This window comes from Borreliella kurtenbachii, from assembly GCF_030437945.2.
GTDB lineage: Bacteria > Spirochaetota > Spirochaetia > Borreliales > Borreliaceae > Borreliella > Borreliella carolinensis.
This window is the reverse complement of record NZ_CP124055.1, coordinates 1-26,357: the sequence shown is the minus strand read 5'-3', so window position 1 is coordinate 26,357 and position 26,357 is coordinate 1. Positions and strand designations below refer to the sequence as shown.

General features: G+C 26.4%; 26 protein-coding genes. 12 read left to right on the top strand and 14 right to left on the bottom strand.

The genetic code is table 11. The annotated features are described in order from the left end of the window. Nucleotides 1-45: 45 nt before the first annotated feature. Nucleotides 46-1,677, bottom strand: coding sequence for a PTS transporter subunit EIIC (locus tag QIA22_RS00130; protein WP_301611141.1), 1,632 nt, complete (start codon nt 1,675-1,677; stop codon nt 46-48). Between the two features lie 331 nt (nt 1,678-2,008). Continuing rightward, the gene (locus QIA22_RS00125) at nt 2,009-3,049 is read right to left on the bottom strand and encodes an ankyrin repeat domain-containing protein (protein ID WP_418456717.1); all 1,041 of its coding nucleotides are present in this window, start codon (nt 3,047-3,049) and stop codon (nt 2,009-2,011) included. Nucleotides 3,050-3,352: 303 nt separating this feature from the next. Between QIA22_RS00125 and QIA22_RS00120 the strand changes: the two genes are divergently transcribed. Further along, nucleotides 3,353-3,904 carry a hypothetical protein gene (locus tag QIA22_RS00120; RefSeq protein ID WP_301611139.1) on the top strand — a complete coding sequence of 184 codons (552 nt, stop codon included), beginning with the start codon at nt 3,353-3,355 and terminating at the stop codon, nt 3,902-3,904. 9 nt (nt 3,905-3,913) lie between these two features. Here the strand turns inward: QIA22_RS00120 and QIA22_RS00115 are convergent, their stop codons facing one another. Then, the gene (locus QIA22_RS00115; protein ID WP_301611138.1) at nt 3,914-4,609 is read right to left on the bottom strand and encodes an ImmA/IrrE family metallo-endopeptidase; all 696 of its coding nucleotides are present in this window, start codon (nt 4,607-4,609) and stop codon (nt 3,914-3,916) included. A 46-nt stretch (nt 4,610-4,655) separates the two neighbouring features. Here QIA22_RS00115 and QIA22_RS00110 point away from each other — a divergent pair, with 46 nt between their 5' ends. The 4 genes from QIA22_RS00110 (at nt 4,656) to QIA22_RS00095 (ending at nt 8,546) form a co-directional block, all read left to right on the top strand. Then, nucleotides 4,656-5,168: a hypothetical protein gene (locus QIA22_RS00110; RefSeq protein WP_301611137.1), complete on the top strand. Its 513-nt coding sequence runs from the start codon at nt 4,656-4,658 to the stop codon at nt 5,166-5,168. Next, a complete protein-coding gene (locus tag QIA22_RS00105) occupies nt 5,143-5,649 on the top strand; it encodes a hypothetical protein (protein ID WP_301611136.1) in 507 nt (168 codons plus the stop codon). The genes QIA22_RS00110 and QIA22_RS00105 overlap by 26 nt, the downstream gene beginning before the upstream one ends. A 69-nt stretch (nt 5,650-5,718) precedes the next feature. Further along, entirely contained in the window at nt 5,719-7,074 is a 1,356-nt protein-coding gene (locus tag QIA22_RS00100; RefSeq protein WP_301611135.1) for an NCS2 family permease, read from the top strand. A 116-nt stretch (nt 7,075-7,190) separates the two neighbouring features. After that, nucleotides 7,191-8,546, top strand: coding sequence for an NCS2 family permease (locus QIA22_RS00095; protein ID WP_301611134.1), 1,356 nt, complete (start codon nt 7,191-7,193; stop codon nt 8,544-8,546). Between the two features lie 444 nt (nt 8,547-8,990). Here the strand turns inward: QIA22_RS00095 and ospC are convergent, their stop codons facing one another. Then, the gene (gene ospC, locus QIA22_RS00090) at nt 8,991-9,626 is read right to left on the bottom strand and encodes an outer surface protein OspC (RefSeq protein ID WP_301611133.1); all 636 of its coding nucleotides are present in this window, start codon (nt 9,624-9,626) and stop codon (nt 8,991-8,993) included. 262 nt (nt 9,627-9,888) lie between these two features. On the opposite strand from ospC, the gene guaA reads away from it, so the two are divergent. Together guaA and guaB are read left to right on the top strand one after the other, a co-directional pair. Next, nucleotides 9,889-11,424, top strand: a complete 1,536-nt coding sequence (gene guaA, locus QIA22_RS00085) for a glutamine-hydrolyzing GMP synthase (protein WP_301611132.1) — start codon at nt 9,889-9,891, stop codon at nt 11,422-11,424. A 24-nt stretch (nt 11,425-11,448) separates the two neighbouring features. Then, nucleotides 11,449-12,633: an inosine-5'-monophosphate dehydrogenase gene (guaB, locus tag QIA22_RS00080; RefSeq protein ID WP_301611131.1), complete on the top strand. Its 1,185-nt coding sequence runs from the start codon at nt 11,449-11,451 to the stop codon at nt 12,631-12,633. A gap of 271 nt (nt 12,634-12,904) precedes the next feature. Here guaB and QIA22_RS00075 read toward each other — a convergent pair whose 3' ends face one another. Then, entirely contained in the window at nt 12,905-14,497 is a 1,593-nt protein-coding gene (locus tag QIA22_RS00075; protein ID WP_301611156.1) for a peptide ABC transporter substrate-binding protein, read from the bottom strand. 427 nt (nt 14,498-14,924) lie between these two features. Here QIA22_RS00075 and QIA22_RS00070 point away from each other — a divergent pair, with 427 nt between their 5' ends. Beyond that, nucleotides 14,925-15,422 (top strand): oligopeptide permease-like protein, encoded by a 498-nt coding sequence (locus QIA22_RS00070; RefSeq protein WP_301611155.1) that lies wholly within the window; start codon nt 14,925-14,927, stop codon nt 15,420-15,422. Nucleotides 15,423-15,694: 272 nt separating this feature from the next. Here QIA22_RS00070 and QIA22_RS00065 read toward each other — a convergent pair whose 3' ends face one another. The 5 genes from QIA22_RS00065 to QIA22_RS00045 form a co-directional block, all read right to left on the bottom strand. Further along, the gene (locus QIA22_RS00065; RefSeq protein ID WP_301611154.1) at nt 15,695-16,243 is read right to left on the bottom strand and encodes a chromosome replication/partitioning protein; all 549 of its coding nucleotides are present in this window, start codon (nt 16,241-16,243) and stop codon (nt 15,695-15,697) included. A gap of 67 nt (nt 16,244-16,310) precedes the next feature. Next, complete coding sequence (locus QIA22_RS00060; protein ID WP_301611153.1) at nt 16,311-17,072, bottom strand: ParA family protein; 762 nt, start codon at nt 17,070-17,072, stop codon at nt 16,311-16,313. Next, nucleotides 17,048-17,566 carry a DUF226 domain-containing protein gene (locus tag QIA22_RS00055; protein WP_301611152.1) on the bottom strand — a complete coding sequence of 173 codons (519 nt, stop codon included), beginning with the start codon at nt 17,564-17,566 and terminating at the stop codon, nt 17,048-17,050. Before QIA22_RS00055 ends, QIA22_RS00060 begins: the two co-directional genes overlap by 25 nt. Beyond that, nucleotides 17,556-18,506, bottom strand: a complete 951-nt coding sequence (locus QIA22_RS00050) for a plasmid maintenance protein (protein ID WP_301611151.1) — start codon at nt 18,504-18,506, stop codon at nt 17,556-17,558. The genes QIA22_RS00055 and QIA22_RS00050 overlap by 11 nt, the downstream gene beginning before the upstream one ends. Nucleotides 18,507-18,627: 121 nt before the next feature. Then, nucleotides 18,628-19,665, bottom strand: a complete 1,038-nt coding sequence (locus QIA22_RS00045) for a hypothetical protein (protein ID WP_301611150.1) — start codon at nt 19,663-19,665, stop codon at nt 18,628-18,630. A gap of 159 nt (nt 19,666-19,824) precedes the next feature. Between QIA22_RS00045 and QIA22_RS00040 the strand changes: the two genes are divergently transcribed. Continuing rightward, complete coding sequence (locus QIA22_RS00040; RefSeq protein ID WP_301611149.1) at nt 19,825-20,454, top strand: hypothetical protein; 630 nt, start codon at nt 19,825-19,827, stop codon at nt 20,452-20,454. Between the two features lie 21 nt (nt 20,455-20,475). On the opposite strand, the gene QIA22_RS00035 is transcribed toward QIA22_RS00040, so the two are convergent. The 3 genes from QIA22_RS00035 to QIA22_RS00025 are packed head-to-tail and all read right to left on the bottom strand — an operon-like array spanning nt 20,476 to nt 22,258. After that, nucleotides 20,476-21,573, bottom strand: coding sequence for an alpha3-beta1 integrin-binding protein (locus tag QIA22_RS00035; RefSeq protein ID WP_301611148.1), 1,098 nt, complete (start codon nt 21,571-21,573; stop codon nt 20,476-20,478). 11 nt (nt 21,574-21,584) lie between these two features. After that, nucleotides 21,585-21,902 carry a PTS sugar transporter subunit IIB gene (locus QIA22_RS00030; RefSeq protein ID WP_301611147.1) on the bottom strand — a complete coding sequence of 106 codons (318 nt, stop codon included), beginning with the start codon at nt 21,900-21,902 and terminating at the stop codon, nt 21,585-21,587. An 8-nt stretch (nt 21,903-21,910) separates the two neighbouring features. Next, the gene (locus QIA22_RS00025; protein ID WP_301611146.1) at nt 21,911-22,258 is read right to left on the bottom strand and encodes a PTS sugar transporter subunit IIA; all 348 of its coding nucleotides are present in this window, start codon (nt 22,256-22,258) and stop codon (nt 21,911-21,913) included. Nucleotides 22,259-22,543: 285 nt separating this feature from the next. Here QIA22_RS00025 and celB point away from each other — a divergent pair, with 285 nt between their 5' ends. From celB to QIA22_RS00010, 3 genes are all read left to right on the top strand, one after another. Beyond that, nucleotides 22,544-23,869 carry a PTS cellobiose transporter subunit IIC gene (gene celB, locus QIA22_RS00020; RefSeq protein ID WP_301611145.1) on the top strand — a complete coding sequence of 442 codons (1,326 nt, stop codon included), beginning with the start codon at nt 22,544-22,546 and terminating at the stop codon, nt 23,867-23,869. Nucleotides 23,870-24,152: 283 nt separating this feature from the next. Then, on the top strand, nt 24,153-25,502 hold the full coding sequence (gene resT / locus QIA22_RS00015; RefSeq protein WP_301611144.1) for a telomere resolvase ResT: 1,350 nt from the start codon (nt 24,153-24,155) through the stop codon (nt 25,500-25,502). A gap of 98 nt (nt 25,503-25,600) precedes the next feature. After that, nucleotides 25,601-26,050 (top strand): hypothetical protein, encoded by a 450-nt coding sequence (locus tag QIA22_RS00010; RefSeq protein WP_301611143.1) that lies wholly within the window; start codon nt 25,601-25,603, stop codon nt 26,048-26,050. Here the strand turns inward: QIA22_RS00010 and QIA22_RS00005 are convergent. Then, complete coding sequence (locus QIA22_RS00005) at nt 26,034-26,312, bottom strand: acylphosphatase (RefSeq protein WP_301611142.1); 279 nt, start codon at nt 26,310-26,312, stop codon at nt 26,034-26,036. The two genes, QIA22_RS00010 and QIA22_RS00005, sit on opposite strands and share 17 nt — an antisense overlap. Nucleotides 26,313-26,357: the final 45 nt, after the last annotated feature.

The window sequence follows — 26,357 nt, the reverse complement described above, 5'->3', positions numbered from 1 at the left end:
ATTTTTCTATTGGATTAGCTATTTTTATATTATATTTTCAAAATTTTACATAAGCTTGTCGATTTCCATTTTTATATTATCGGACAATCCTCCAAATACAATTTGAACGCTATTCCCTTTTCTTAATATTCCACTAGCGCCCAGATTTTTGAAATAAGCATCTGATTTAATAAATTCTATTTGTTTTAGATTAACTCTTAGTCTTGATGCACATGCATCAATGTATGTAATATTGTCTTTTCCTCCAAGACCTTCTAATACTTTTGAAGCGGTTTCTGATAAGCTTGTTTTTTCTGAGCTCATCATCATGTCTTTTTCCATCTCCTCATCTTCTCTTCCGATTGTTTTAAGATTGAATTTCATGATTGCAAATTTAAATATAAAGTAAAATCCGATAAAGTAGAAGATTCCTAATATAGGAATTGCTATCCAATTTGTTTTGCTATTTCCCTGAAGTATTCCAAATAAGAACATATCTATAAATCCTCCAGAAAATGTTAGTCCAACTCCTACGTTTAAAAGGTGTGTTAAAAGATATGCTAGTCCAAAAAGAGGAACGTATATAAAGTAATAAAGCGCTGGTGCTGCAAAAAGGAATGCAAATTCAAGAGGCTCTGTAATTCCTGTTAGCATTGATGTAAAGCTGGCAGATAGTAGTAATGAAGCTACGTTTTTTTTATTTTCAGGTTTTGATGTGTGGTACATAGCAAGCGCAGCCCCAGGTAGTCCAAAAATCATAACAACAAATTCTCCGCTAAAAAATCTTGTTCCTTTTGCAACTTCAAAATGTACAGTATTGGGATCTGCAAGTTGCTTGAAGAATATATTTTGTGCTCCTGATATGAGTTCTTCATTTATTTCTAATGTTCCCCCAACAGCTGTTTGCCAAAATGGCAAATAAAATATATGGTGAAGTCCAAACGGAATTAAAGATCTTTTTATTGCTCCATATGCAAATGTTCCAAAAAGTCCTGATTGTTCTACAATTCTTCCAAAAGAAGTCATTGCACCTTGGATAAAAGGCCAAGTAAATGTTAAAAATATTCCTACTACAAACATTGTTATTGTGGTTATGATTGGCACAAATCTTGTGCCTCCAAAAAATGCTAAAAATGTAGGTAGTTGAATATTGTAAAATCTGTTATGAAGAAAGACAGCAACAAATCCGGCTATCAACCCCCCCATTACGCTCATTTGAAGAGAGAATATTCCAAGTACATTTGTATATTCCTGACTTTTTGCAGTTGCAACTGTTTCAGGCATTCCTAATTCCAATAATGCTTTTAAGCTTGCGCTTTCTGGTGTGATTCCTTGTATGTACAAGATTCCATTTATAGTTTGATGCATAACCAAAAATCCAACTACTCCTGCTAGAGCAGCTGTTCCTTTTTCTACTTTGGCAAGTCCGATTGGAATTGCTGCTGCAAACATTAAAGGTAGGTTTGCAAAAATTACTTCTCCTGTATATTTCATAAGATAAAGTACCGAGCTAGCTACAGTTCCTTTTCCAAGGAACTCTTCTAATCCGTAAGCTTGAATCATTGTTTCGTTAGTAAATGCTCCCCCAATTCCCAATAAAATTCCAGCTGCTGGTAAAAGCGCTATTGGAAGCATGAAGGCTTTTCCTACTTTTTGTAATATTGTAAATATAGATATAGATGCTGATGATGTTGACATAGTTTTCCCCTTTTATTAAATACAAATTAATTAATTAAAATAATTAATTTGTATAATACGCTTAATATCTTAACAAGATTTTTTAATCTTGTAAATATAAGTGTTGAATAAATAATAATATTATTAAAATGCTGTTTGTAAAATTTTTTTCTAAAAAACATTAAAGATTATTTTCAATTTAATTTCATGGCATTTATTATTAAAGTATTGTTTTTTAATCTTTGTTTTCATTTAATTTATTTATTTTAAATTAAATTTAGGAATAAATCAGATCAATTTAGTTTGGAATGTTGTTGTAAGGCTAATTTAATCAGCAGTAATCATTTTAAAGCTAAATTCCGATCAAATATTTATAAATTTCACTAGTTTTATCGCAGTAGTCTATAGGGAGTTTATTGTCGCCATCTCTGATATTTGGATTAGCGCCTTTTTCGATTAGTGATTTAATAAAACTTAAATCATATTTTTGAATTATAGCATTATGAAGAGCTGTTTGAGAACTTTGATTTGTTAAATTAATATTAAATTCTTTTGTTATTAAATAATTTATAATACTTTTTGCTTTTACATTTATGGCATAAGTAAATATTGGATTGCCGTTAGAAAATATTGTATTTAATGAAAAGATATTATTATTTTTTGATAAAAATTCTTTAAAATCATCAAGTTTATCATTTTCAGTTAAATTTTGTAGATGTTTTTTTTTCTCAATGTATAATCCATATTCTTTTTTGATTTTTATTGTCTTAAGAAAATTATCTTTATTTTCTTGCAAGTCTATGTAATAAGGGCTGGTATCTATATTATTTTTATAATATTCTATGGGAGTGATAATATTTTTTTCATCAAGATAGTAAACGTTTATTAGTTCTTTAAAGTGCATATTTTTATTTTCTGGGATTAAATCAAATCTAACTTTATGGCTTTCAAATTTTTTAAAGGGGATTAAATTATAATTTTGATCGTAAAACAGCAATTCTGTTATTTGTCCGTTTGCATTTTTTATAACAGGAATAATATTCCCATTTACATCAATGCTTATTTCTGTATTTTCTCCATTTAGAATAGGTAATTTATATTTATTATAAATAGGAGTAATATTTTCTTTTATTTGTTCAAGTTTTTCTTTAATTTCTGAATTTGTTGCTTTGGCGTAATTTTTATAATTTGTTTGAATTTCGTAAGAACTTTTTCCGATGTTTTTAGCATATTTCTCAAAACTAGCATTAAACACTGTGTATATTGGATTAAATTTTGACATCAATTCCATTCTTATTGGTACTGGGAAGTTTAGTAGATATTTTTGAAAAAATTGTTCGTTTATTTTATGTATTTCAAGAAATTCTTTTTCAAAAATATTAAAATCTTCCAATAACTGCTTTTCGGTAAAGTAATAAGATAAATTTGAGCTAATAATAAAAAGGGTAAAAAAAGTTAAATAATATAAAAAATATAAATTTTTTAATTTATTTCTGATTTTATTTCTCAAGTTTTTATTGAAAATTGTAAAAGACAGAAATCCAATAGCAAAGTATCCAGAGTATAGAAATATTTTGCTTAGCACGTAATAACTCATTTTACATCCTTTTAAAGTTTATTTTTAAATTATATCAAAATTATTTATATATTTTTATTTACTTTACTTTATTTTGCTAAAAGCATACAATTGCATTAAGTGAAGAAGTTTTTAATTCCTGTTTATTTTATATTGTTTTACGGCTGTTCAACGGTATCTTTGGTCAAAATACCAGAAAAAGATAAAATAAATTTAACTGCTTTATCATCTTTGATGGATTACCCTGATTTGAAGATTTCAAATTTTAAAATAAAAGACTATGAACATTTACAGCATTTGTTTGATTTTGAAAGTTTGAGCGATACTGAAAATAGTGCGTATATTTACGTTGATGAATCTAATTTTAATAATAATATTAATTTTATTAAAGACCTTTTTATTTATAATAAGAAATTATATAGAATACTTATTGCCTATAGTTCAACCCAAGGTGCATCTTTTAAGGCAGAAGTTTTATCTTATCTTGAAAAACAAAAAATTATGAAAAATTTTTCATTGAAAGTAAATTTTCCAACTGCTAAAAAATTTATGGATAATAGGTATTGGATTGTAATTGCAAAAAACCATTTAGATTCTCTTATTAAGAGTAGAGATTATTTGGTTTTGGCTAATGTAAAGATGGAATATATACTCAAAAAGTTTTTAATTTAAGAAAGCTTTTTACTCTAGATCCTCAAATATTTTTTTAATTTGTTCCCTTTTTTTAAGTTCATATTTTTCCAAATCAAGAGCTATTGATTCTTTAATTTTATCTGTATTGTGGAGGTAAATGTTGGTTTCTATTTTTTCTTTTGTGTTTTTAATTTTTAAGAATTTTTTACTTTTTTTTATTTTGTCTATTTTGCTAAGATCATTGAGTATGCTTAATTTTAAATAAATTGTATTTTCAGTTACTTGAAATTCTTTTGCTATTGTTTTTTGAGGGTACTTTCTAGATTTATATTGAGATAATTTTAATTTTAATGTAGTTGTTGGAACTAATATATTTGCTGCAAATATATTGGCTTCTATTACCATTTGACTATCTTGAATATCACCATAATAATTTTCATTTTTAGATAGATTTTTAATTTGATCTTGATGCATCAAATAATGCCCCAAGTGTTTTGCTATTGTAAATCTTTTATTTTCAAGACTCATGTTTTCATTTATATATAAAGAGTTTTCACTTAATTGAATATATCCTGAAAAATCTTTATGTTTATCTTGAAAACCTATTTCGAAAATTTTAAGATTTTCTCCCATAGCAATTTTTATTATAGGAACAGGAATAAGCAATATTTTATGTTTTAATATTATATAATCCGAATAGGCTTTAGAGGTTTCAATATAAGAGCTGAATTTGTTTTCATGCATTTAATATAAATACTCTCCTTTCTGTATTGTATAATATAAGTTAATTATGAAATATAGTTTTTCTTTGATTTTAATGGTTTTTATTTGCTATTCTTGCAAGATTTTGAATATTGCTGAAGATTTAGAAAAGAATTTTGAAAAAATTGAAAGAGCGGATTATTTTCTTTATTTTTATCCAGATAGTCAAATATACATTAAAAAAGATAAATCGAGCAATAAATTTACTGTTTTTTTAAATGTTATGCTAGATTCAAATTTAACCTTTACTAAAGGGTATTTGAAATTAATTCAAGACAATAAATATATTGGAAGTATTGCCATTTCTAAGGTAGTTAGTATTGGAAATTTTAAGTTTTTATACATTAATCTTGATAAAGATAATTTTACTCTTATGTCGAAAGCTTTAAACCCTAACAAAAAGCTAGTCTTTTTATTTAACGAGGATTCTTTTCAAGTTTGGACTAAGGATACCTTGCAATATGATCCAAGGTTTATTGATGTCAATTTCAAAAATACAAAAAATACTTTAGAATATGCATTTAAAAACAAAATTTTATAAAACCCCCCACATATTGTTTATTATCTTAAAAATTTTTAAAAAATATTTATTATTTTTCTATCTAATACTTTTAACATTGTCTTGTTCTACAATTTCTTTTAATGGTATTCCTGAATTAAAAAAAGACTCTAAATATATTAAATTAATTCAAGAGAATAATAAAATTTCTTTAAGACATTACTTTACCATTTCTAATACTTGGAATTTAAGGTACAAAGAACCTTTATTTTTAAAAGTTGAAAATGATATAATTGCTTTATTTCTATTTGATCGTCACAAGCTAATTGATGATAAATATCTTCAAACCTTTTTTAGCGTTGGAAAAGATATTTCTTTAAAAGCTTATTTAAAGCTTATTAAAGCGAAAAAATTTGTTATTACAAATAGTTCTGAAAAAATTATTAAAACCATTGTATTTTCAAACTTGCCTGATAGTGAAAATATTCTTTTTCAGAACAATATGCTTAATAAGGTGCAATAGACCTTTAAAAAGAATTAAAAGACCAGGTTATTATTGAAAATATTTTTAAACAATAAAAAGGAAAGTTTTATGGGGAAATATGTAAAAGGTTTATTTTTTCAATTTAAAAACAGTGATATTAACTATAAAAAGGAAATTTTCGCAGGCATTACTACTTTTTTAAGTATGTCATATATTATAGCTGTTAACCCAGCAATACTATCTAACACGGGCATGCCAATTGGTGCGCTAGTTACTGCAACCTGTCTAACAGCAGCATTTTCTACTATACTAATGGGGCTTTATACCAATACGCCTTTAGCATTAGCTTCTGGAATGAGTTTGAATGCGTTTTTTGCATTTTCTGTGGTAATTGGGATGAACATTCCTTGGCAAGTTGCATTAGCCGCTGTTTTTATTGAAGGACTAATTTTTATTCTTTTATCCTTTTTAAGAATAAGAGAGCAAATTATAAATTCTATTCCAATAAATCTAAAATACTCTATTTCGGTTGGAATAGGACTTTTTATTGCTTTTATTGGTTTTGTCAATGGGGGAATTATTATTAAAAATAATGCTACATTGGTTGGAATTGGATCGTTTGTTGACTTAAAAGTTTTATTTACATTCCTAGGATTATTTTTTATTGTAATTTTCGAACAATTAAATGTAAGAGGAAGTATACTTTGGGCAATTAGTCTAGTTACTCTAACAGCTTGGATATATGCAATATTTAACTTAGAAGGCGCCAAATCTATTGGAATACATCTTCCCAGCGGAGTTCTAAAATTTGAATCCATTGGACCAATATTTAATCAATTAGATTTTTCTTATGTTTTAAATGAACATTTTTGGACCTTTATATCAATAGTTTTTATTCTCTTGTTCAATGATTTATTTGATACTGTAGGTATTTTAATAAGCGTTACAACAAAAGGTGGGATGTTGGATAAAAATGGAAAAATTCCCAATGCAAAAAAAATATTGTTGGTAGATGGCATTGCTACTACTTTTGGAGCAATAATGGGAGTTTCAACTGTTACTACCTACATTGAAAGTTTTACAGGAATTGCCGAGGGTGGAAAAACGGGCCTTACTTCAATTGTAACTGGAGTATTATTTTTATTTGCAGTTTTTTTCGCTCCCCTGTTTGTTGCCGTTCCTGCAAGCGCAACCGCTGCGGCGCTAATATATGTAGGATTTTCAATGTGTAGAGAAATAATAAAAATTGATTTCTTTAATATTAGAGAAAATATTTCTAGCTTTTTAATATTTTTTTTGATTCCTTTAACTTATAGTATTTCTTCGGGATTTTTTGTTGGAGCAGCATTTTACATTTTAGTCAATGTATCATTTAATCTTTTTAGTAAAAAAAAGATTAAGATTTCTCCTGTACTAATAATATTGTGCTTAATTTTTATTATTAAATTTATTTATGGCTATTAATTTTTTCATAAAATTTAATTTACCAATAACCAATATATTTTATTAATAGATTAGAATCTGATAAATAGCGTTCGTTTTATTTTTGATATAAAATAAAATTTGAGGAGTAATCTGTAATGAATCAAGCCAAAGAAACATTATTATTTCAATTTAAAAATAAAACCATCGATTATAAAAAAGAAATTATAGGTGGTATTACCACTTTTTTGAGTATGGCATACATAATAGCTGTTAATCCAGCAATATTGTCTAGCACAGGCATGCCAATTGGTGCATTAGTTACTGCAACTTGCTTAACATCAGCACTTTCTAGCATATTAATGGGGCTTTATACCAATACCCCTATTTCACTAGCACCAGGTATGGGACTTAATGCATTTTTTGCATTTTCTGTGGTAATTGGAATGAATATTCCTTGGCAAGTTGCATTAGCTGCTGTTTTTACCGAAGGGCTAATCTTTATTGTGCTCTCTTTATCAAGAGCTAGAGAAAGCATTGTAAATTCCATACCAGTAAATTTAAAATACTCTATTACGGTTGGAATAGGACTTTTTATTGCTTTTATTGGCTTTGTCAATGGGGGAATTATTATTAAAAATGATGCTACATTGGTTGGAATTGGATCATTTATTGACTTAAAAGTTTTACTTACATTTTTAGGATTATTTTTTATTGTAATTTTTGAACAATTAAATGTAAGGGGAAGTATACTTTGGGCAATTTGCTCAGTAACTGCTATATCCTGGATATATGCTATCTTTAGTCCAGAAAGCGCAGTTGCTGCCGGAATACGTTTTCCAGATGGAATTTTAAGATTCGAATCTATTGGACCAATATTTAACCAGTTAGATTTTTCCTACATATTAAGCAAACATTTTTGGAGTTTTATTACAATTGTATTGGTATTACTGTTTAACGATTTATTTGATACTTTGGGCACTTTAATAGCAGTGGCAGCAAAAGGTAATATGTTGGACAAAAACGGAAAAATTCCTAATGTTGGAAAAATATTTTTAATTGATGCCATTTCTACTACTTTTGGAGCAATAATGGGAGTTTCAACTGTAACCGCATACATTGAAAGTTGCACAGGAATAGAAGAAGGTGGTAAAACTGGGCTTACAACAATAGTAACGGGGATAATGTTTTTCATTGCAATATTTCTTTCACCATTATTTATTGCTGTTCCAGCTAGTGCAACTGCTGCAGCGCTAATATATGTAGGATTTTCAATGTGCAGAGAAATATTGAAAATTAATTTCTCTAATATAAGAGAAAATATTCCGAGTTTTTTAATATTTTTTTTAATTCCCCTAACATACAACATCTCTTCCGGGATAAGTATTGGAATAATATTTTATGTTTTAATAAACATAATACTTAATTTATTGGAAAATAAAAGAAATAAAATCTCTCCAGTAATGATAATACTGTGTCTAATTTTTATTCTTAAATTTATTTATATTTATTGACTATTTGCCATTTATAAAAAAAATTTAAAATTTGCAATTTTAAAAAACCAAATTCTAAATAATGAAAAAGGTTTTTATCTTTAAAATCTTAAAAAGATTATTTTCCCCTATGAATAAACTTCATTCGAATCCATGAACCTAAAAAACTACTCATATTATCTTTAAAATCTGAAAAACCATTTAAGCCTTCAAAATATTACTACTTAATTTTATTTATATCTAGAGAATACTTAAATTCAATTTATTAACGGCTTTTGAAATAGGTTTTTATTCTAAAAAAAGAACTTAAAGTTAAAATCATTTAATACTTATTTAAAATGAATTTTAAAAAATTTTTTGGGAAAAATAAAAAAATAAAAGCCAAGAAATCTTTCTTGACTTATATTGACTTTATTTTTCCAGTTACTTTTTTAAAACAAATTAATCTTATAATATTGATCTTAATTAAGGTTTTTTTGGACTTTCTGCCACAACAGGACTTGTAAGCTCTTTAACTGAATTGGATAGCATCTCTTTAGCCGCTTTTGACAAGTTTTCCACCGCTTTAAATAACTTATCAAGTTCTTCAGCACCCTTATCCTTAGTATTATGTGTTCTTAAGATAGCCTTTTTTGCATCATCATCCTGAGCATCCTGTTTGCCGAGCTCTGTGTGACTACTTTTTAGTTTATTAGTAAATTCTTCAGAACATTTCTTGACTGCGGCAATCTTTTCCTTTAATTCTTCATTTTTCAATCCACCTAACTTTTGTGTTATTAGCGTTGATATTGCATAGGCCCCCGCTAACAATGATCCATTGTGATTATTTTCGGTATCCAAACCATTATTTTGGTGTATTTTTTTACCAATAGCTTTAGTAGCAAGTTCATCTATAGATGTAAGCAAAGCTTCAACTTCTTTTACAGCTAGCACAACCGTATTAGAATCTGTAATTTTTTTACTTATTTCTGTAAGATTAGGCCCTTTAACAGACTCATCAGCAGGATTAGTAGATGCAGCGTTCCCATCTTTTCCTGAATTATTACAAGATATAAATAAAAATAAAGTCATCAATATTGCACTTAATGTATTCTTTTTCATTAATTTGTGCCTCCTTTTTATGTATGAATTATTAGTTCAACAATTTTACTTTTCAATTTTTTATTTGAAAAAATAATTTTTCAATTTTTTTCAAATTTTTCAAGTTCACTTATTTGAAATTTTTTCAAGTTCACTTATTGAAGAATTTGAAAAAAATATTTTAATTTAATTTTAAAATCAACATAAGAAAAGCCAAATATGCTAAAATTAAATAAAATATGTTTAATAAGAAAACTTTTAATTTATTTTAAGGACTTGTATTATGAATGCTCGGGCAATACTTGTATTAGATTTTGGATCCCAATATAGTCAACTAATTGCAAGAAGGATTAGAGAAATTGGCGTTTATACAAAAGTAATGCCTTACTATACTCCTTTAAAAGAAATTAAAAATATGAACATCTCAGGAATAATATTAAGTGGGGGACCTGCTTCTGTTTATTCAAAAGAAGCTCCTACCTTGGACATGGAAATTTTTAATTTAAAAATACCTGTTTTGGGCATATGCTATGGAATGCAAATAATTGTTAAATTATTTGGGGGCCTAGTATCTAAAGACTCTAAGCAAGAATATGGAAGCTCTGAAATCTTTTTAAAAGGTGAAAAATCTCTTTTATTCTCAGAACTTCCAAACAAATTTCAAATTATTATGAGCCATGGAGATAGTATTGAAAAGATTCCGGATAATTTCAAACAATTAGCTTTTACAAAAAATTGTATTGCTTCCATATCAAATGAAACTCAAAAAATTTACGGTCTACAATTCCATCCAGAAGTAACTCATTCTGAATTTGGTGATCAAATAATTAAGAATTTTGTTTTTAAAATTTGCCAAGCTCAAATTAATTGGTCACTAGAGGGCAATATAGAAACCATTGTGGAAAAAATTAAGTTTAAAGTGGGAAGCAAAAAGGTTATTTTGGGATTTTCTGGTGGCACAGACTCTTTGGTTTGTGCATTACTTATAAAAAAAGCAATAAAAGAAAATTTAATCTGCGTTTTTGTAAACACCGGATTGTTGCGTAAAAATGAAGATAAAAAAATACTAGAATTAAAACATCAATATGATTTAAATATAAAATACATTGATGCTTCTATAAAATTTTTGAACCATTTGAAAAATATAAGTGATCCTGAGGAAAAGAGAAAAATAATAGGAAAAGAATTTGTAGATGTTTTTGAAAAAATTACTCTAGAAGATCAAAATATAGAATATTTGGCTCAAGGAACAATTTATTCTGACGTAATTGAATCTAAATCAAAAGATAGTGTTTCTTCAAAAATTAAATCTCATCACAACGTAGGGGGACTCCCAGATAATATGAATTTAAAACTTTTAGAACCCTTAAATGAATTTTTTAAAGATGAAATAATTCAAATCGGAATAAATCTAGGCATTAAAAAAGAATCTCTTTATAGACACCCATTTCCAGGCCCAGGACTAGCTATAAGAATAATCGGAGAAGTAACACAAGATAAGATAACTATCTTACAAGAAGCAGACAATATTCTCACAGAGGAGCTTTTTATAAATGATTTATATTATCAAATAAGACAAGCATTTGTTGTATTGCTTCCTGTCAAATCTGTAGGCGTAATGGGAGATCAAAGAACATATGAATACACAGCTGTAATTAGATGTGTAAATACCCAAGACTTCATGACTGCAGAATGGACTGAACTTCCTTATAGTTTTTTAAAAAAAGTTTCTTCAAGAATAATCAATGAAGTTAGAGGTATAAATAGGGTTTGTTATGACATATCTTCTAAGCCTCCATCAACCATAGAATGGGAATAATAAAAACAATAAAAAGGAAACTTTATGACAAATAAGATAATAAAGGAAGCTTTGACTTTTGATGACGTGTCTTTGATTCCAAGAAAATCCTCTGTATTACCTAGTGAGGTTAGCTTAAAAACACAATTGACAAAAAACATATCCCTAAACATACCATTTTTAAGCTCAGCAATGGATACTGTTACAGAAAGCCAAATGGCAATAGCCATTGCTAAAGAAGGTGGAATAGGAATTATACATAAAAACATGTCAATAGAGGATCAAAGAAAAGAAGTAGAAAAAGTAAAAACATATAAATTCCAAAAGACTATTAACACTAATAGAGACACAAACGAACAAAAATCCGAAATATGCAAAAATGCAGAACATAAAGAAGATTTTCCTAATGCATGCAAAGATTTGAACAGCAGACTAAGAGTCGGTGCTGCTGTTTCCATCGATATTGATACCATAGAGCGCGTTGAAGAGCTTGTAAAAGCACATGTAGATATTCTTGTTATAGACTCTGCCCATGGGCATTCTACAAGAATAATAGAACTTGTAAAAACAATTAAAAACAAGTACCCAAACCTAGATCTTATTGCTGGCAACATAGTAACTAAAGAAGCTGCATTGGATTTAATAAGCGCAGGAGCAGACTGTTTAAAAGTAGGGATAGGTCCAGGGAGCATATGCACAACAAGAATCGTTGCAGGAGTTGGCGTTCCCCAAATAACAGCAATCTGCGATGTTTATGAGGTTTGTAAAAATACAAATATTTGCATTATAGCAGATGGCGGAATCAGATTTTCAGGAGATGTGGTTAAAGCCATTGCAGCAGGAGCTGACAGCGCAATGATAGGCAATCTCTTTGCAGGCGCAAAAGAATCTCCTTCGGAAGAAATAATTTACAACGGAAAAAAATTCAAATCTTACGTTGGAATGGGCTCTATTTCTGCCATGAAAAGAGGCTCTAAATCAAGATATTTTCAACTAGAAAACAACGAACCTAAAAAATTAGTCCCCGAAGGAATTGAAGGCATGGTGCCGTATTCTGGAACATTGAAAGATATTTTAGCTCAATTAAAAGGTGGTTTAATGTCTGGAATGGGTTATTTAGGAGCAACTACAATATCTGATTTAAAAATAAATTCTAAGTTTGTAAAAATAAGCCATTCTGCATTAAAAGAATCCCATCCTCACGATGTTTTTAATATAAAAATAACTTAACAGCTTAAAATCTTACACTTTTCTTTTAAAGAAATACAAACCTTGATAGGAAAAGAATGGTACTGTCTGTTTTCGCAATATTTTTTCTAGTATTAATATACCAGCATTTACTTTATTTAAATAATAATAATTCTAAAATAATTAATTTAATAAGAAATGAATTCTTAAATTAAGAATTCATTTCTTATTTTTATTTAAAGCCATATCTTTTGATATGGCTTTAAGCTATCTACAATTAAAAATTGATTTTTAGGAAAAAATAAAAAATAAATCATTTAATTGGTTTTATTTCAGATAAATTAAATCTTTCTGAAATATTTGGTTCCCAACCTTTCCATCTGTCGTTTCTAAAAAGATAACTAGAAGAAGTTATATTAAGAAATATGGCCGGAAAATCTCTTTCAATTATTATTGCTTCTGCTTTTTTTAGAATTTCCTGTCTTTCAAAAATATTTCTTTCATTATCTGATTTTATTAAAAGTTTATCATATTCAGAATTCGAATAGCCATAAGATGAAAAAGATGAGTTTTCCGTTTTAAAGATACTTAAGAATGTCATGGGGTCAGCATAATCTCCTGACCACCCTGCCCTTATTATTTCATAATTACCATTTACCCTGCTATTTATATATGTTGACCATTCTTCATTCTCAAGTTGGACATTAATATTTAAGTTCTTCTTCCACTGATTTTGAATAAATTCAGCAATTTTTCTCTGGCGATCATTTGTATTATACTTTACTTTCAATAAAGGGAAATTTTTACCATTAGGATATCCTGCATCCGCCAAAAGCTTTTTTGCCATTTCAACATCAAATAAGCTTAGGGTGCTTTTATAAGAGTAATCAATATAATCTGGAGTTGCTCTTCTTGTAGGAATAGAACTATCATTAAGAACGTTCTCTGTTAAAGTTTTTCTATCAATAGCAAGAGACAGCGCCTTTCTAACTTTAACATCGTCAAGCGGTTTTACTTTTATATTCAAAGAGTAAAAAGAGGTTGAATTGGTCCCCATCGAATAATAATCGTCTCTAAGCTTAAGATCCTTAAGTAAATCTGGTGGAACATTATTAAAAATTGCATCTAGTTCATCATTTAAATACATATTATAAGCTGTAATGCTATTATCTGCTACAAAAAATATAATACTATCAAGAACAACGTCTTTGGAATTATAATATTTATTATTCTTTTCAAGAACAACCTTTTCATTTAAAACCCTAGATTTTAATTTGAAAGGACCACTAACAACCATATTCTCAGGATCTGTCCATCTTTGTCCATACTTTTCAATAACATGCATTGGAACAGGAACAAATGTTTGATGTACTAACATGTCAAGAAAATATGGCTTTGGGGATTTTAGCGTTATTTCCAAAGTTTTCTCATCAAGAGCTTTAATTCCAAGATTAGACTCATTTACTTTGCCATCAAAATACTCTTCTGCATTTTTTATAACAGACTTAATCATGTTAACAAAAGACGATCCAGTCTCTTTATCTAAAATTCTCAGATAAGATTTTCTTATTCCCTCGGCAGTAATAGCTACTCCATCGCTCCAAACAAGATTATCTCTTAAATGAAACGTATAAACTAATCCGTTATCAGAAATATCCCAACTTTTTGCAAGTCCGGGCCTGTATCCCCCAGTCCTAGGGTCTCCATCTAAAATACCAAGAAACATTTGGCTTACAATTCCCGATCCTACTGTATCGTTTATGAGTTGAGCATCTAAAGTAGCAGGCTCACTTCCAATATTTAGCTTAAAAACCAATTTGTTTCCATTACTTTTATTAACACAAGAAATAAATAAAATTAAATTAAGAATTAATACAAATTTTAACTTTCTTATCAATATTTTCATACAAGCATCCTTATAAGTTTTTATAAATTTAAATTTTGCCTATATTTTATTATATATGAAATATAATTTCACATTAACATTATTAAACGCACCTAAATTATTCCATAATAGAGCATTTATAATTTATTTTTTTATTAAAAAATAAATTAATATTGAATTTTAAATTAAATTTCATATTTAACACTTCCTTTGTTGTAATAAAAGTTCTTTATAAGAACTTTCTTGTTTTTAAAGCACCTTTATTAGGTTTAAAAGCTTTCTTATACATTGATAGCAAAAATAATACCAAAAAAGTAGCAATCAAAAACCCTTAAAATATGATATAAAGAAATAATAATTAATTTATCAAAAATTGTTTGCAATGATCTAATAAAAAATATATTATTATGTTCACTAGTCTATAATTTTTTTATCAAAGGAGAGGGATGTGAGATTATATCAAAGTCAATTAAAATTTTTAAAATTGTTGGTATTTTTTTTATTAATATCTTGCGCTTCCTTAAACGTTGAGCACGATCAATTTGGAAAAACATTTAGAATATACCAAAGTTTAAACAAAAATGCAGAACTTAAAGGAATTTTTAATTATAAAACAGGAATAACCAAAATAGTTTTATATACAAGGTTTAGAAACCATAGTATAACAGAGCATACTTCTTTATTACTACCAGATGGAACTAGAATTGAAGGAAAGGCAAGCTACAAAAGAGATAACAACCATTTTTTTGGCAACTGGATTAATTATTCTTCATTTGTTTTGTCTAAGTCTTTACTGGAAAAAATGATTAAAGAAGAAGATGCTTCTTATAAGAACAATGAAGTTAAAATTAAGGTTGGATTGGAAGATTTAAGTTTGAAAAAATATAAAATTTTGGACTTTCTAGTAATGGTTGAATCAATTGAAAATAAAGATTATAAAAATTAAATTTTTATAATCTTTATTAGTTGTTTATTTCCAGTTTAAAACAAGCATTATATTGAAAAATAGAATTGATATAAGGGCATATAATTCCTATCTTAATCATTTGCAAAAATGACAAAGGCTACCTTTAGGTAGCCAACTTATTATTCTAATCAAACAACAAGAGCGAGACATTGCATCTCAATCTATATAGATTATTATATAGTATTTTATTTTTTTGTAAAGTATTTTTTAAACATTTTTTGCGTGTAGTAATATTTTCTGAATTTAGAATATTATTTTTTATCTTTTAAATTGTCATATTTATTTTTAATATCCATAAGTAATTTTTGATTGTCATAATATAGCTCTTTTAGCAAAAAGCTTATAAAGCTTGTATTTGATTTATAAAAATTAAAGCTTTTTTCATCTTCGATTTTTAATTTAAATGACCTATTTAATATATTTTTTGAATTAGTTATAATTCCATTATTTTCTAAAAATTGCATAGCATAATATATTCCTTTTTTAAAAATCAATTCATAATTGATTTTTCCACTGTCGATGCCTATTACTAATTTAATGTATCTATAAACAGTGGTTTTTGCCATATTATAATCTTTTATAAAATGACCAAAACTTTTATATTTATCTATAACATAGTATTTATTATCATTAATTTCTTTTAAAATTCGGGCTGTTTCAATTTTGTTGTAAGATTCTTCTTTTATTAAAATTTTTAATTTTTCTTTCAATTCTAAGTATCTAGATTCTCTGTTTTTTTTAATTTCATTTCCATTAAATTCAACTCTTTTAACAATTTCTATTTTTTTATTTAATTTCATAGTCTATTTTTACTCCATTGCATACTTTCAAATTAGTTCCATATGGAACTTTTAGTTCCATATGGAACTAATTTGAAAGTATGCTTAAAAAATTTTCAAGTATATTTTCATAAGCTTTATAATAATCCTCATTAAAATTGAATTTCTCTCTGTAAAAAATGATTTTACGTAAATTATCTCTTTTTGGAACACTTCCTAAGAATCTGCTCTTATATTCACACTCGATAAACTTTTTAAGCTCTTTATCAATATGTTGTCTTTCAATAAATTTGGTTATTAAGTAAAATATTGGCAAATCCCTTCTAAAAAGATCATTTAATCTACTAGTTATTAGATCTAAGCTTTCAATTGCCCATTGGTCTGTTGTTAAAGGTATAATTAAGTAATCTGTAATGATTAAACTATTATTGAGCAAACTTCCCAATGTAGGTGCAGTATCCATTATAATAAAATCGTATCTGTTTTGAATAAAGCTTAAAAAAATCTTAAGCAAATTTTCTTTTAGCGAAATACTCTCTTCATTAAATTTGCTTAAGTTTATGTGGCTTGCTATGAAATCTGCATTATTATTTATTTTGATTATCGAATTTTCTATATCTATTTCTTTTTTGAGAACTTTATATATATTAATATCTTTTGGACTAAGATTTTTTTTTCTTAAGAGATTAATATAAAAACTTGTACTACTTGCTTGTGGATCCAAATCTATCAATAATATTTTGTTATTTTTTTTTGAGAGGATTTCAGTAAACATTAATGCTGTTGTACTTTTTCCCACTCCTCCTTTTATTGATGCAATTGTTATTATTTTTGGTTTTTTTGTATCCAATTTAATATCCCTTTATTACTTTCGTATTTTTTGCCATAAAATTTATGTATTTCTTCTTCGATTTTTAAAGTTCTTTCTAGAAGAGATTTATAAAAAACTTTATTTTTATTTTTATTTTTGGTGAATATATATAAGCTTCTTAAATAACAAAAAACACTTCCTTTTTTAAATTTGAATTCCATATAAAGTATTTTTTTTAATTTTATGGTTTTTTTTGTTCCTTTTTCTGAATAAAATATAACAAATGGTTTTGGAAGGTTTATGAAACCGTAAAAAATTCCTAAAAATTTATCATTTTCTTTTACTGAAAATAAATGGAAACTTTCGTATTTTCTATTATTAAATACATTTCTTAGGCAAAGCCAAAATTTTCCTTTTTTTGGTTTTGCTTCAAAATTATTTATCATGCTAAAAATTTTTGTATGATAAATAATTTTGTTTTTTGATTTTTCAATTTTGTTAAAAAAATTATTTTTTGTTTCTTTATTTTTCATTAGATTTTTTTGCTTTACTTTGGAATTTTTTTATCATATTTTTTTTTATTAGAGCCTTCATTAATACAATAGCATTTTTTATGTTATTTGATGTATTGATTTGATTTTTCTTTTTGGGATTTTTTTCTTTTTCTATTTTATTTTTAATTTTAAATTCTGTTATTAGTTCATTAAAGTCTGTATTTTTGAATTTTTTTGCCATAAACCATATTTTTTTCTTCTTTTTTTCTAGAGTTTTTTTGAAGAACTTTATAATTTCTTTTTCTTTATATTCGTTTAATTCTTCCATAAAATCTTTCAAGTTCCATAATGAATTTTTATAAGTTATTTTATTTTCTGCTATTTTTTTTATTTCTTTTAGATTTATTGCTTTTGATTTTTTTTTGATTTTTTTTTCTAAGAAGTTTATAGTTTTTTCTATGTTTTGACTTCTTTTTCTAAAAAAATATTTAGAGTTCTTATAATTTTTACTTATATCATTACTTAATACATGTGAAGTTATTTGATGTGAAATTTTATATTTTTGAGATTCTTCTATTATTTTAAATTTTTTTAGTTGCTTATTTTTTGATTTTTCATGCTTTGATTTTTTATCAATAAAATATGCTGTACTGATAATTTTTTTAGCTAATTTTTCAAGTGCTTTATTTATGGTGTAGTAAGTAAAACTTCCATTGTTTTTTCCAAGTGGATTGAAATGGCTTTTAATTAATCCTAAATTTTCAAAAATTTTTATGTCATTTTGTATTGTTCTTTTAGTGACCTTTTTAAATCCTTTTTTTTCCAATATAGAATTTGTCATTACTACAACATTGCTTAGAGAATATTTTTTTTTAGATATAAAATAGTTGGTGCTTAGTTTTTGGATGACCCAAAATATTTTCAATCTTCGGTCTACTACTTTATTAAAAGGCATCTTGTTAGTTTTTATTTGATACATTTTAAGCTCCTATCGTTTGATCTTTTATTGCATTAAGCACTGAAATTAATGATAATACACTTATTTAAAAAAGTAAAGTTTTATTAGTAAATTTGCAATCAAATGTGTAAACTTCAATGAGTTAAAGTTTATGCCTACTTGATTGCAAATTTTTTATGCAATGATCCACTTCTTTTAAGAATTTTAAAAGAAGTGGTTTATATATTTCAAATGTGAATTCGCCCTTTTCTCCGTAAGATTTTAATTTTAAAGTAATATCATTTTCAATGTTTTTTGTTAGCTCTATTATTTTTTGTGGACTTAATACTATATTTAATGTTTCTTTTATTATTTTTGAATTCTTTAAAGCTCTCACAGGAGGCTCAATTTTTAATTTTCTATCATTCTCATCATAAATGGAGTTTAGAAAACGTAATTGATCAGAGTATAAGCTTAAATTTAAAAACAGAATATTTAAATTTTCACAGGGGTAATAATTTGCTATAATAAATGTTTCGTAAGTTTCTGAGGGGGTGTTTGATTTTTCAAATAATTTTGGAATTTTCATACTGTATATGTAATAATCCTCTATTTCATTATATTCTGTTTTAAGCTCTGTTTTTTCAATTTCAATTTTTCTACTATCAATACGTTTTTGCAAAATATTTTTAGATATTTTAATTTCTTTGTCAAAATCTGTTATATATGCTAAAATGTACTCCTTATTAAATTTTATACTATGTGCTACATTCCAATTATCTTTAAAGTCAATGTTAATGTATTTTCCTGTGCTTTTATCGTAAATGTGGGTTAATAGATCTCTTGAATTAGTTAGTGAAATACTAATAATGCTTTTATTAAAGCTGGATTTTACTTTGAGTTCTGCTTTATATTTTAAATAATTAATTTTTTCTTCATTTATCAAAATGCTTTCGGGATTTATTTGTAATCCTTTTTTTTTGATGTAAATATTGATTTTAAAATTTTCTTTTTCTGTTAAAGGGTTGTATACTCCCACAATGGATATTTTATTGTCATAATTTCTGCTTATTATTGAGTCTTCTTGAAATTTTAGTTTTCCTAATTTATGATTTGTATCATGCAGATTGAAATTACCATTTGAGATGGATTTGCAACCTAAAATTAACAAAAATAAGGAAATGTTTTTAAGGTATTTCATTTTTTATTCCTTAAGTAATTCTATATAACTGTATAAATTAAATTCTAGTGCAATAATTATATTCTTTTTGATTTTAATTATTAAAGAATTTGTTATACTTTTTATGCAAGCTTTTCATTAATATTAATATATTTTAGTATATTTAATGAGAAATTTTAGATGAAAAAAAAGTTTAATTTTATTTTTCCCTTTATTATTTTTTTGTTTTCATGTAATATTAGTGTTTCTTCAATTTTTATTAGACCTTTAGATGAGGTAATAAAAATTGAGCTTGGTTTATATGAATCGTTAGGAAATGGTAAATTTAAAACCTGCATTCATACTAAGAATTACTTTAATTCTATTAAAGATATTAGTTATTATTCTTATTTTTTTATTTTAGATAAATTAAGCAATAATATTGTAATGAAATTGGCTTTAATTTCTAAAAAAGCAAGCTTATTAACCTATGATTTTGGTATTTTTTTTGACCGTAAATTTAAATTAACAATTTCTAATTTAAATTCAAATGATCCCGAATTTAACGTTATTGATAGTTTTGATAAGAAAAATTCTTTTAAAAATAGCATTAATAGTAATGTTCAGAATTTTGTCACTATTGTATTTAATTTGGATGATATAAAGGCTATTAATCGAGATTTTGAACTTAAAAATGATGCTGAGGATCTTAATTCTTCTACCAATGAATTTATATATTTTTTTGATAGTTCTAAAAATTTTGGTTTAAGAGAGTCTTACATTACTGTTTATTATTATGTCCTTAAAGCAATTGAAAAGTTTTTACAATAACCAAACTTTTTATTAGTGTATTTATTTATCTTCGATTATTTTAAATTTTTCCCAAGGTTCTATTTTTTCAAGCAGATATATTTCGTCATTGACTATTTTCCCAACTACGTTTACAAGACCATTGTTTGGGGTATCTTTTAGTGCTATTTGAAGTTCTCCTGCATAACCTAAATATTCTGAAGAGTCTATTAGGATGTCTCCTTTTTTAATTTCATTTGGGGAATGCACAGGGAATTTTTTATTATTGTAGTACACTCTTGGCATGGTTGATCTAATTCTATAGGAATTAATGTCTCCTCTATTAAAATGTAAATTTTCAAGTATTATTTCTTTTTCTACCGAAGTTGCTTTTGAATTTAGATCTGCTTTGAGCTCTAAAATATTTCTGTTTACCTTTGATACTTTTTTTAGTTCTGTTTCACTTGGAAAACAATTAGAAATTAGAACCGTATCTATTCCTTCTTTGAAAAGATCTTTTGTCTGGATTTCTATATCTTTAGATCTGTGTGATTCTAGTGTAGGAACACCCTCTTTTTCTTTTCCTCGTGCACATTCTTCTGCACTATTAGAACTAATAAATGCAGCTGTTGGGATTGAATAGTGTTTAAATATTTTTGTTGTTTCTTTAAAGAAATTTCTTGAAAGTCCTGTATATTTGTGAGGATAAAAATTATGACACCCAAGTAAATTTTTTATATTAGGCTTAAAATACATTATTGTATCAATATGTTTATTTATGTTGCTTATATTAAGTTGAATCTTAAGGTTAGAGTCGTTAAAAGTCATTAATGATTCTTCAATACCTGTGAATGTATTGTCTAATCTAATTGCCCAAGCACCAAGCTTTTTGAAAAAATCCAGTTTTGGACAATTTCTAAGATTTGAAAGATCGATTTTCAGTTCTTTGAAAATTTCAGGACTTACATCAATAATGGGCTTCATTCCGTTCTTAATTGCAATGCTAAGTAATTCTTTGAAGTTGTCAAATTCATTCCCGTTGATATAAAGTAAAGAGGTAAATACTTGGGTAAATCCAAAATGAGCACTTTTTTCAAGATATTCGATAATTTTATTTTTAGGGCTTACATTAGGGTATATAGATATTCCAATTTCTTTCATTTTAGCTTTCCTTAAACAGAACTTTTATTGTTAAATGCATTAATTGCAAGTTGTAATACTTTTTCGCCATTCATTGTTCCATAATCGATTGTGTTAATTGTTTCGATTGGAATTCCTTTGGGCTTTGTGATTTCTTCAAGTCTTTTTTTATTAAATCTTGACTGTGGTGCAAGCAAAACAACGTCAAATCGGTCAACAACTTCGCCAAGTCGTGTTTCAGCAATGGCTTCAATTGTTGCATTTATATTGTTTGCTTTAGCATATTTTTCAATTCTTTGTACCAGCATACTTGTGGACATTCCAGCTCCACATACAAGTAGTATGTTCATATTGCCTCCTAGTTTTTTATTTCATTTATTATTTTGTAAACATTAATTAATTCTTCAAAAATGCTTGATTCTGAAATTGCAGACATTAAATGATCTTCAGCATGAATTAAAATAAAAGGCGCTTTAACAGAGTTTGGATTGGTAGCTGATTGATGTATTATTTCCCTGTGTGCTTCATGAGCCTTTGCAATAGATTTTTTACTTTCTTGTATAGCAAGCTCTGCTTTGTCATATTCTTTGTTTTTGGCATATTCTAAAGCTTCTCTTAGAAAGCTTTTAGCCTCACCAGAATAAGCTACAACAGGCATGCTTATTTTATCTATTAATTCTTCTATGCTGTATGTTTTTTTATTCATGTATAAAATATTCTCCTTTTATTTATAAATCAATAATTAATATTATTTAATATATCTTATAAAGATTATATTATAAGATATATTTAAAATAAATAATTTTATTATAAATATATCTTATAGGGATTTTATCATCATTAATATTAATTATACCATATAATAATAAATATTATAAGCGGTTAATTATAACTTTTAATTAGTTTTTATTGGAGGATAAATTATATTATAATAAATATTATAAGTTATTAATTATAACTTTTAATTAGTTTTTATTGGAGGATGGTTTTCATGAATTTTCAAGATTTTATTGAAACTACTTTAGTTCCTATTGCTAGTAAAATTGGATCAAATAGATATTTAATTGCCTTAAGAGATGGTTTTACTTTTTCTATGCCCTTTTTAATAGTTGGTTCTTTTATTTTGCTTTTGGTTAATTTGCCTTTTACAGATTCTGCAACATTGTTATACCAACAGTGGTATGTTGATTTAATGGCTAAATATAAAGGAAATCTTGTTCAGCCATTTTATGTAAGTATGGGTATTATGTCTATATTTGTTGTTTTTGGTATTGGTTATAATTTATCTAATCACTATAAACTTAGTGGTATTACGGGAGGATTTTTATCTCTTTATACATTTTTAATTTTAGCTGGGCAATCAGATTGGATACCTTACGGTGGGGATTCTGCTAAATGGGGAATTCAGCCTAATTCATGGTTTCCTGTAATTGATGCAAGATATTTTAGTGCCCAAGGAGTATTTACTGCTATTATTGCTGCTATTTTTTCTGTTGAAGTTTATAAATTTTTAGTTCAAAGAAATATGGCAATTAAGCTTCCGGAGTCTGTTCCGCCTGCTGTTTTAAAATCTTTTGAAGCTTTAATTCCGGTTATTGTGCTTTCAATTGTAGCTCAAAGTGTTAATATTGCTATTCAAAGCTTAGTAGGAAGCCTTTTTCCTGAAATAATTATGAATATGTTTAGGCCTGTTTTGCAAATTAGCGATACTTTAGTTGGGACTTTAACAATTTCTTTTATTGTTCATATATTATGGTTTTGCGGCCTTCATGGTACTAATGTTATTATTGCTCTTCTTAATCCTATAATTTTATCAAATCTTGATTCAAATATTAGAGCCCTTTCTGACAATCTTCCACTTCCTCATATTTTAGCTGGGGGATTTCTTGATTCATTTGTGTATATTGGTGGTGCTGGTGCAACTTTAGGTCTTGCTATTGCTATGATGCTTAGTAAATCTCAGCATCTAAAGGCCATAGGTAGACTTTCGTTTGCGCCTGGTCTTTTTAATATTAATGAACCTATTATGTTTGGTGCACCAATAGTTTTAAATCCTATATTAGGTATTCCTTTTTTACTTATTCCTATATTTAATATAATTGTTGCATATACTCTTACTAATTTTGGAATTATTGAAAGAGTTAGAACTTTGGTTCCGTGGACAACTCCTGCTCCAATTGCAGCTTTTTTTTCTACAGGGCTTGATATTAAGGCGTTTGTTTTAGTTTTATTATTATTGATTATTTCAGTATTTATGTATTTGCCCTTTATTAAAGCATATGATAAGGTGTTGCTTTTGCAGGAAAAGAAAGAATAGGAAATTTTTTGGAATTGCTATTGTAAAACTTGTGATAAAAATATCAGAGAGCTATTTATAAATAGCTCTTTTTTAGAAAATAAAAGAATTTATTTAAAATTCTTTTATTGTTTTGTGATTTAAATTTAAAAAAAAAGATTGATTGGTGTGAATTAAATGTTTCTTTGGTTTATTGTGCATTCTATTATAATTGTGCAATGTAATTTAATAAATAAGCATATTTTTAGGAATCAGAAATTTTTTACTTAGCTAAAGATTTTAAACTTGGTATAATTGAATTAACATGCCTCCAAAAGTGAAGATAAAAAATGATTTTGAAATATTTAGAAAAGAATTAGAAATTCTATATAACAAATATCTCAATAATGAACTTTCGTATTTAAAATTGAAAGAAAAAATAAAAATTCTTGCAGAAAATCACAAAGCCATTCTTTTTAGAAAAGATAAATTTACAAATCGCTCAATAATATTAAATCTTTCAAAAACTCGTAAAATAATTAAAGAATATATTAATCTTTCAGTAATTGAAAAGATTCGAAGAGATAATACTTTTTTATTTTTTTGGAAATCAAAAAAAATAAAAGAATTAAAAAATATAGGAATTAAGGACCGCGAAAAAATAGAAGAGTTAATACTTTTAAATCAAATGAATGATGAAAAACCTTATTTTCAATATTTTATAGATTTATTTGTAACTCCAAAATGGTTAAATGATTATGCTCATAAATATAAAATTGAAAAAATTAATAGTTATAGGAAAGAGCAGATATTTGTTAAAATTAATTTAAATACCTATATTGAAATAATTAAGCTTTTGCTGAATCAAAACCGAGATATTAGATTAAAATTTTATGGAGTTTTAATGGCAATAGGCCGTCGTCCTGTTGAAGTAATGAAGCTTTCTCAATTTTATATTGCAGATAAAAATCATATTCGTATGGAATTTATTGCAAAAAAGCGAGAAAATAATATTGTTAATGAAGTTGTTTTTCCAGTTTTTGCAGATCCCGAATTAATAATTAATTCTATAAAAGAAATACGCTATATGGAGCAGACCGACAATCTTACTAAAGAGCTAATCTCTTCAAATCTTGCATATAGTTACAATAGATTGTTTCGTCAAATTTTTAATAATATTTTTGCTCCGGAAGAGTCTGTTTATTTTTGCAGGGCCATTTATTGTAAATTTTCTTATCTTGCGTTTGCGCCCAAAAACATGGAAATGAATTATTGGATAACAAAAGTTTTAGGGCATGAACCAAACGATATAACAACGGCCTTTCATTATAATCGATATGTTTTGGATAATTTAGATGATAAGGCAGATAACAACTTGTTAGCATTGCTTAATCAAAGAATTTACACATATGTTAGACGTAAAGCTACTTATTCTATTCTTACAATGGATCGTTTAGAAAGTTTGATAAAAGAACATCATATATTTGATGATAATTATATTAAAACGTTGATTGTAATTAAAGATTTGATGTTGAAGGATAATTTAGAAACTTTGGCAATGGTTAGAGGGTTGAATGTTAAAATTCGCAAAGCTTTTAAAGCCACATATGGATACAATTATAACTATATAAAACTTACAGAATACTTATCAATAATTTTTAATTATAAGCTATAGTTTTTGTTTTTTAAAATTTTAGACATTTTTTAGACATTACCAATAATTTGGGGAATATTGGGAAATATTTTATTAATAAGATATATTATATAATTGATATGAAAATAGGTCCTCATTATTTTTTTAAAAAAATTTTAAAATCCAATAACAATGGAATGATTTATATTTCTTATCTTTATGATAATTTGGCTTCAATTAAGCCGGCAGGAGATTGGCTTAAAATTTATTTTAAAGATTCTAAAAGAGGTAAAAAATATTTTATTCTTTTTAATAGGAGTAGTTCAAATGGTAGTTTTATTTCGTGTAGATTCTTAAAAACAGGTTGTAATTATGGTCTTGATATTAAATTTTCTGACGGCAATTTAAATATTTTTTGTAGAAACAGAAAGTCTTTAGAGTTTTTGAAATTTAAAGTTGAACATTTTTTTAAAGCCAGCGTGTTTTGTTCTAAAAAAAACAATTCTTATGTGAGCAATATTAAGCCAAAAAATAAAAGAGTTAGTGTTTTTGTTAAACGAGAAGTAAGTTCTTCTAATAATAAATTTTAAAATCATTAAATTGAAAAGGGTAATTTTCATCTAAAGTTATTTTTTCAATGTTTTCAATGTTTGAATACTTATTCCCATTTAATGATTTTTCAAATTTTTTCATTTGTTCTTTAGTATTAAAGAAAACCACTATTTCTACCCTTCCATCATTTAGGTTTTTTACAAATCCTTTTAGCTTCATATTGTTTGCTATTTGTTCTGTGAAAAGCCTAAAACCAACACCTTGTACCCTGCCAGAAATAAAATATTGTTGTTTATACATTATTCCCTTCTTTGTATAAAATTTATCCAATAGAAAAATTTTTAA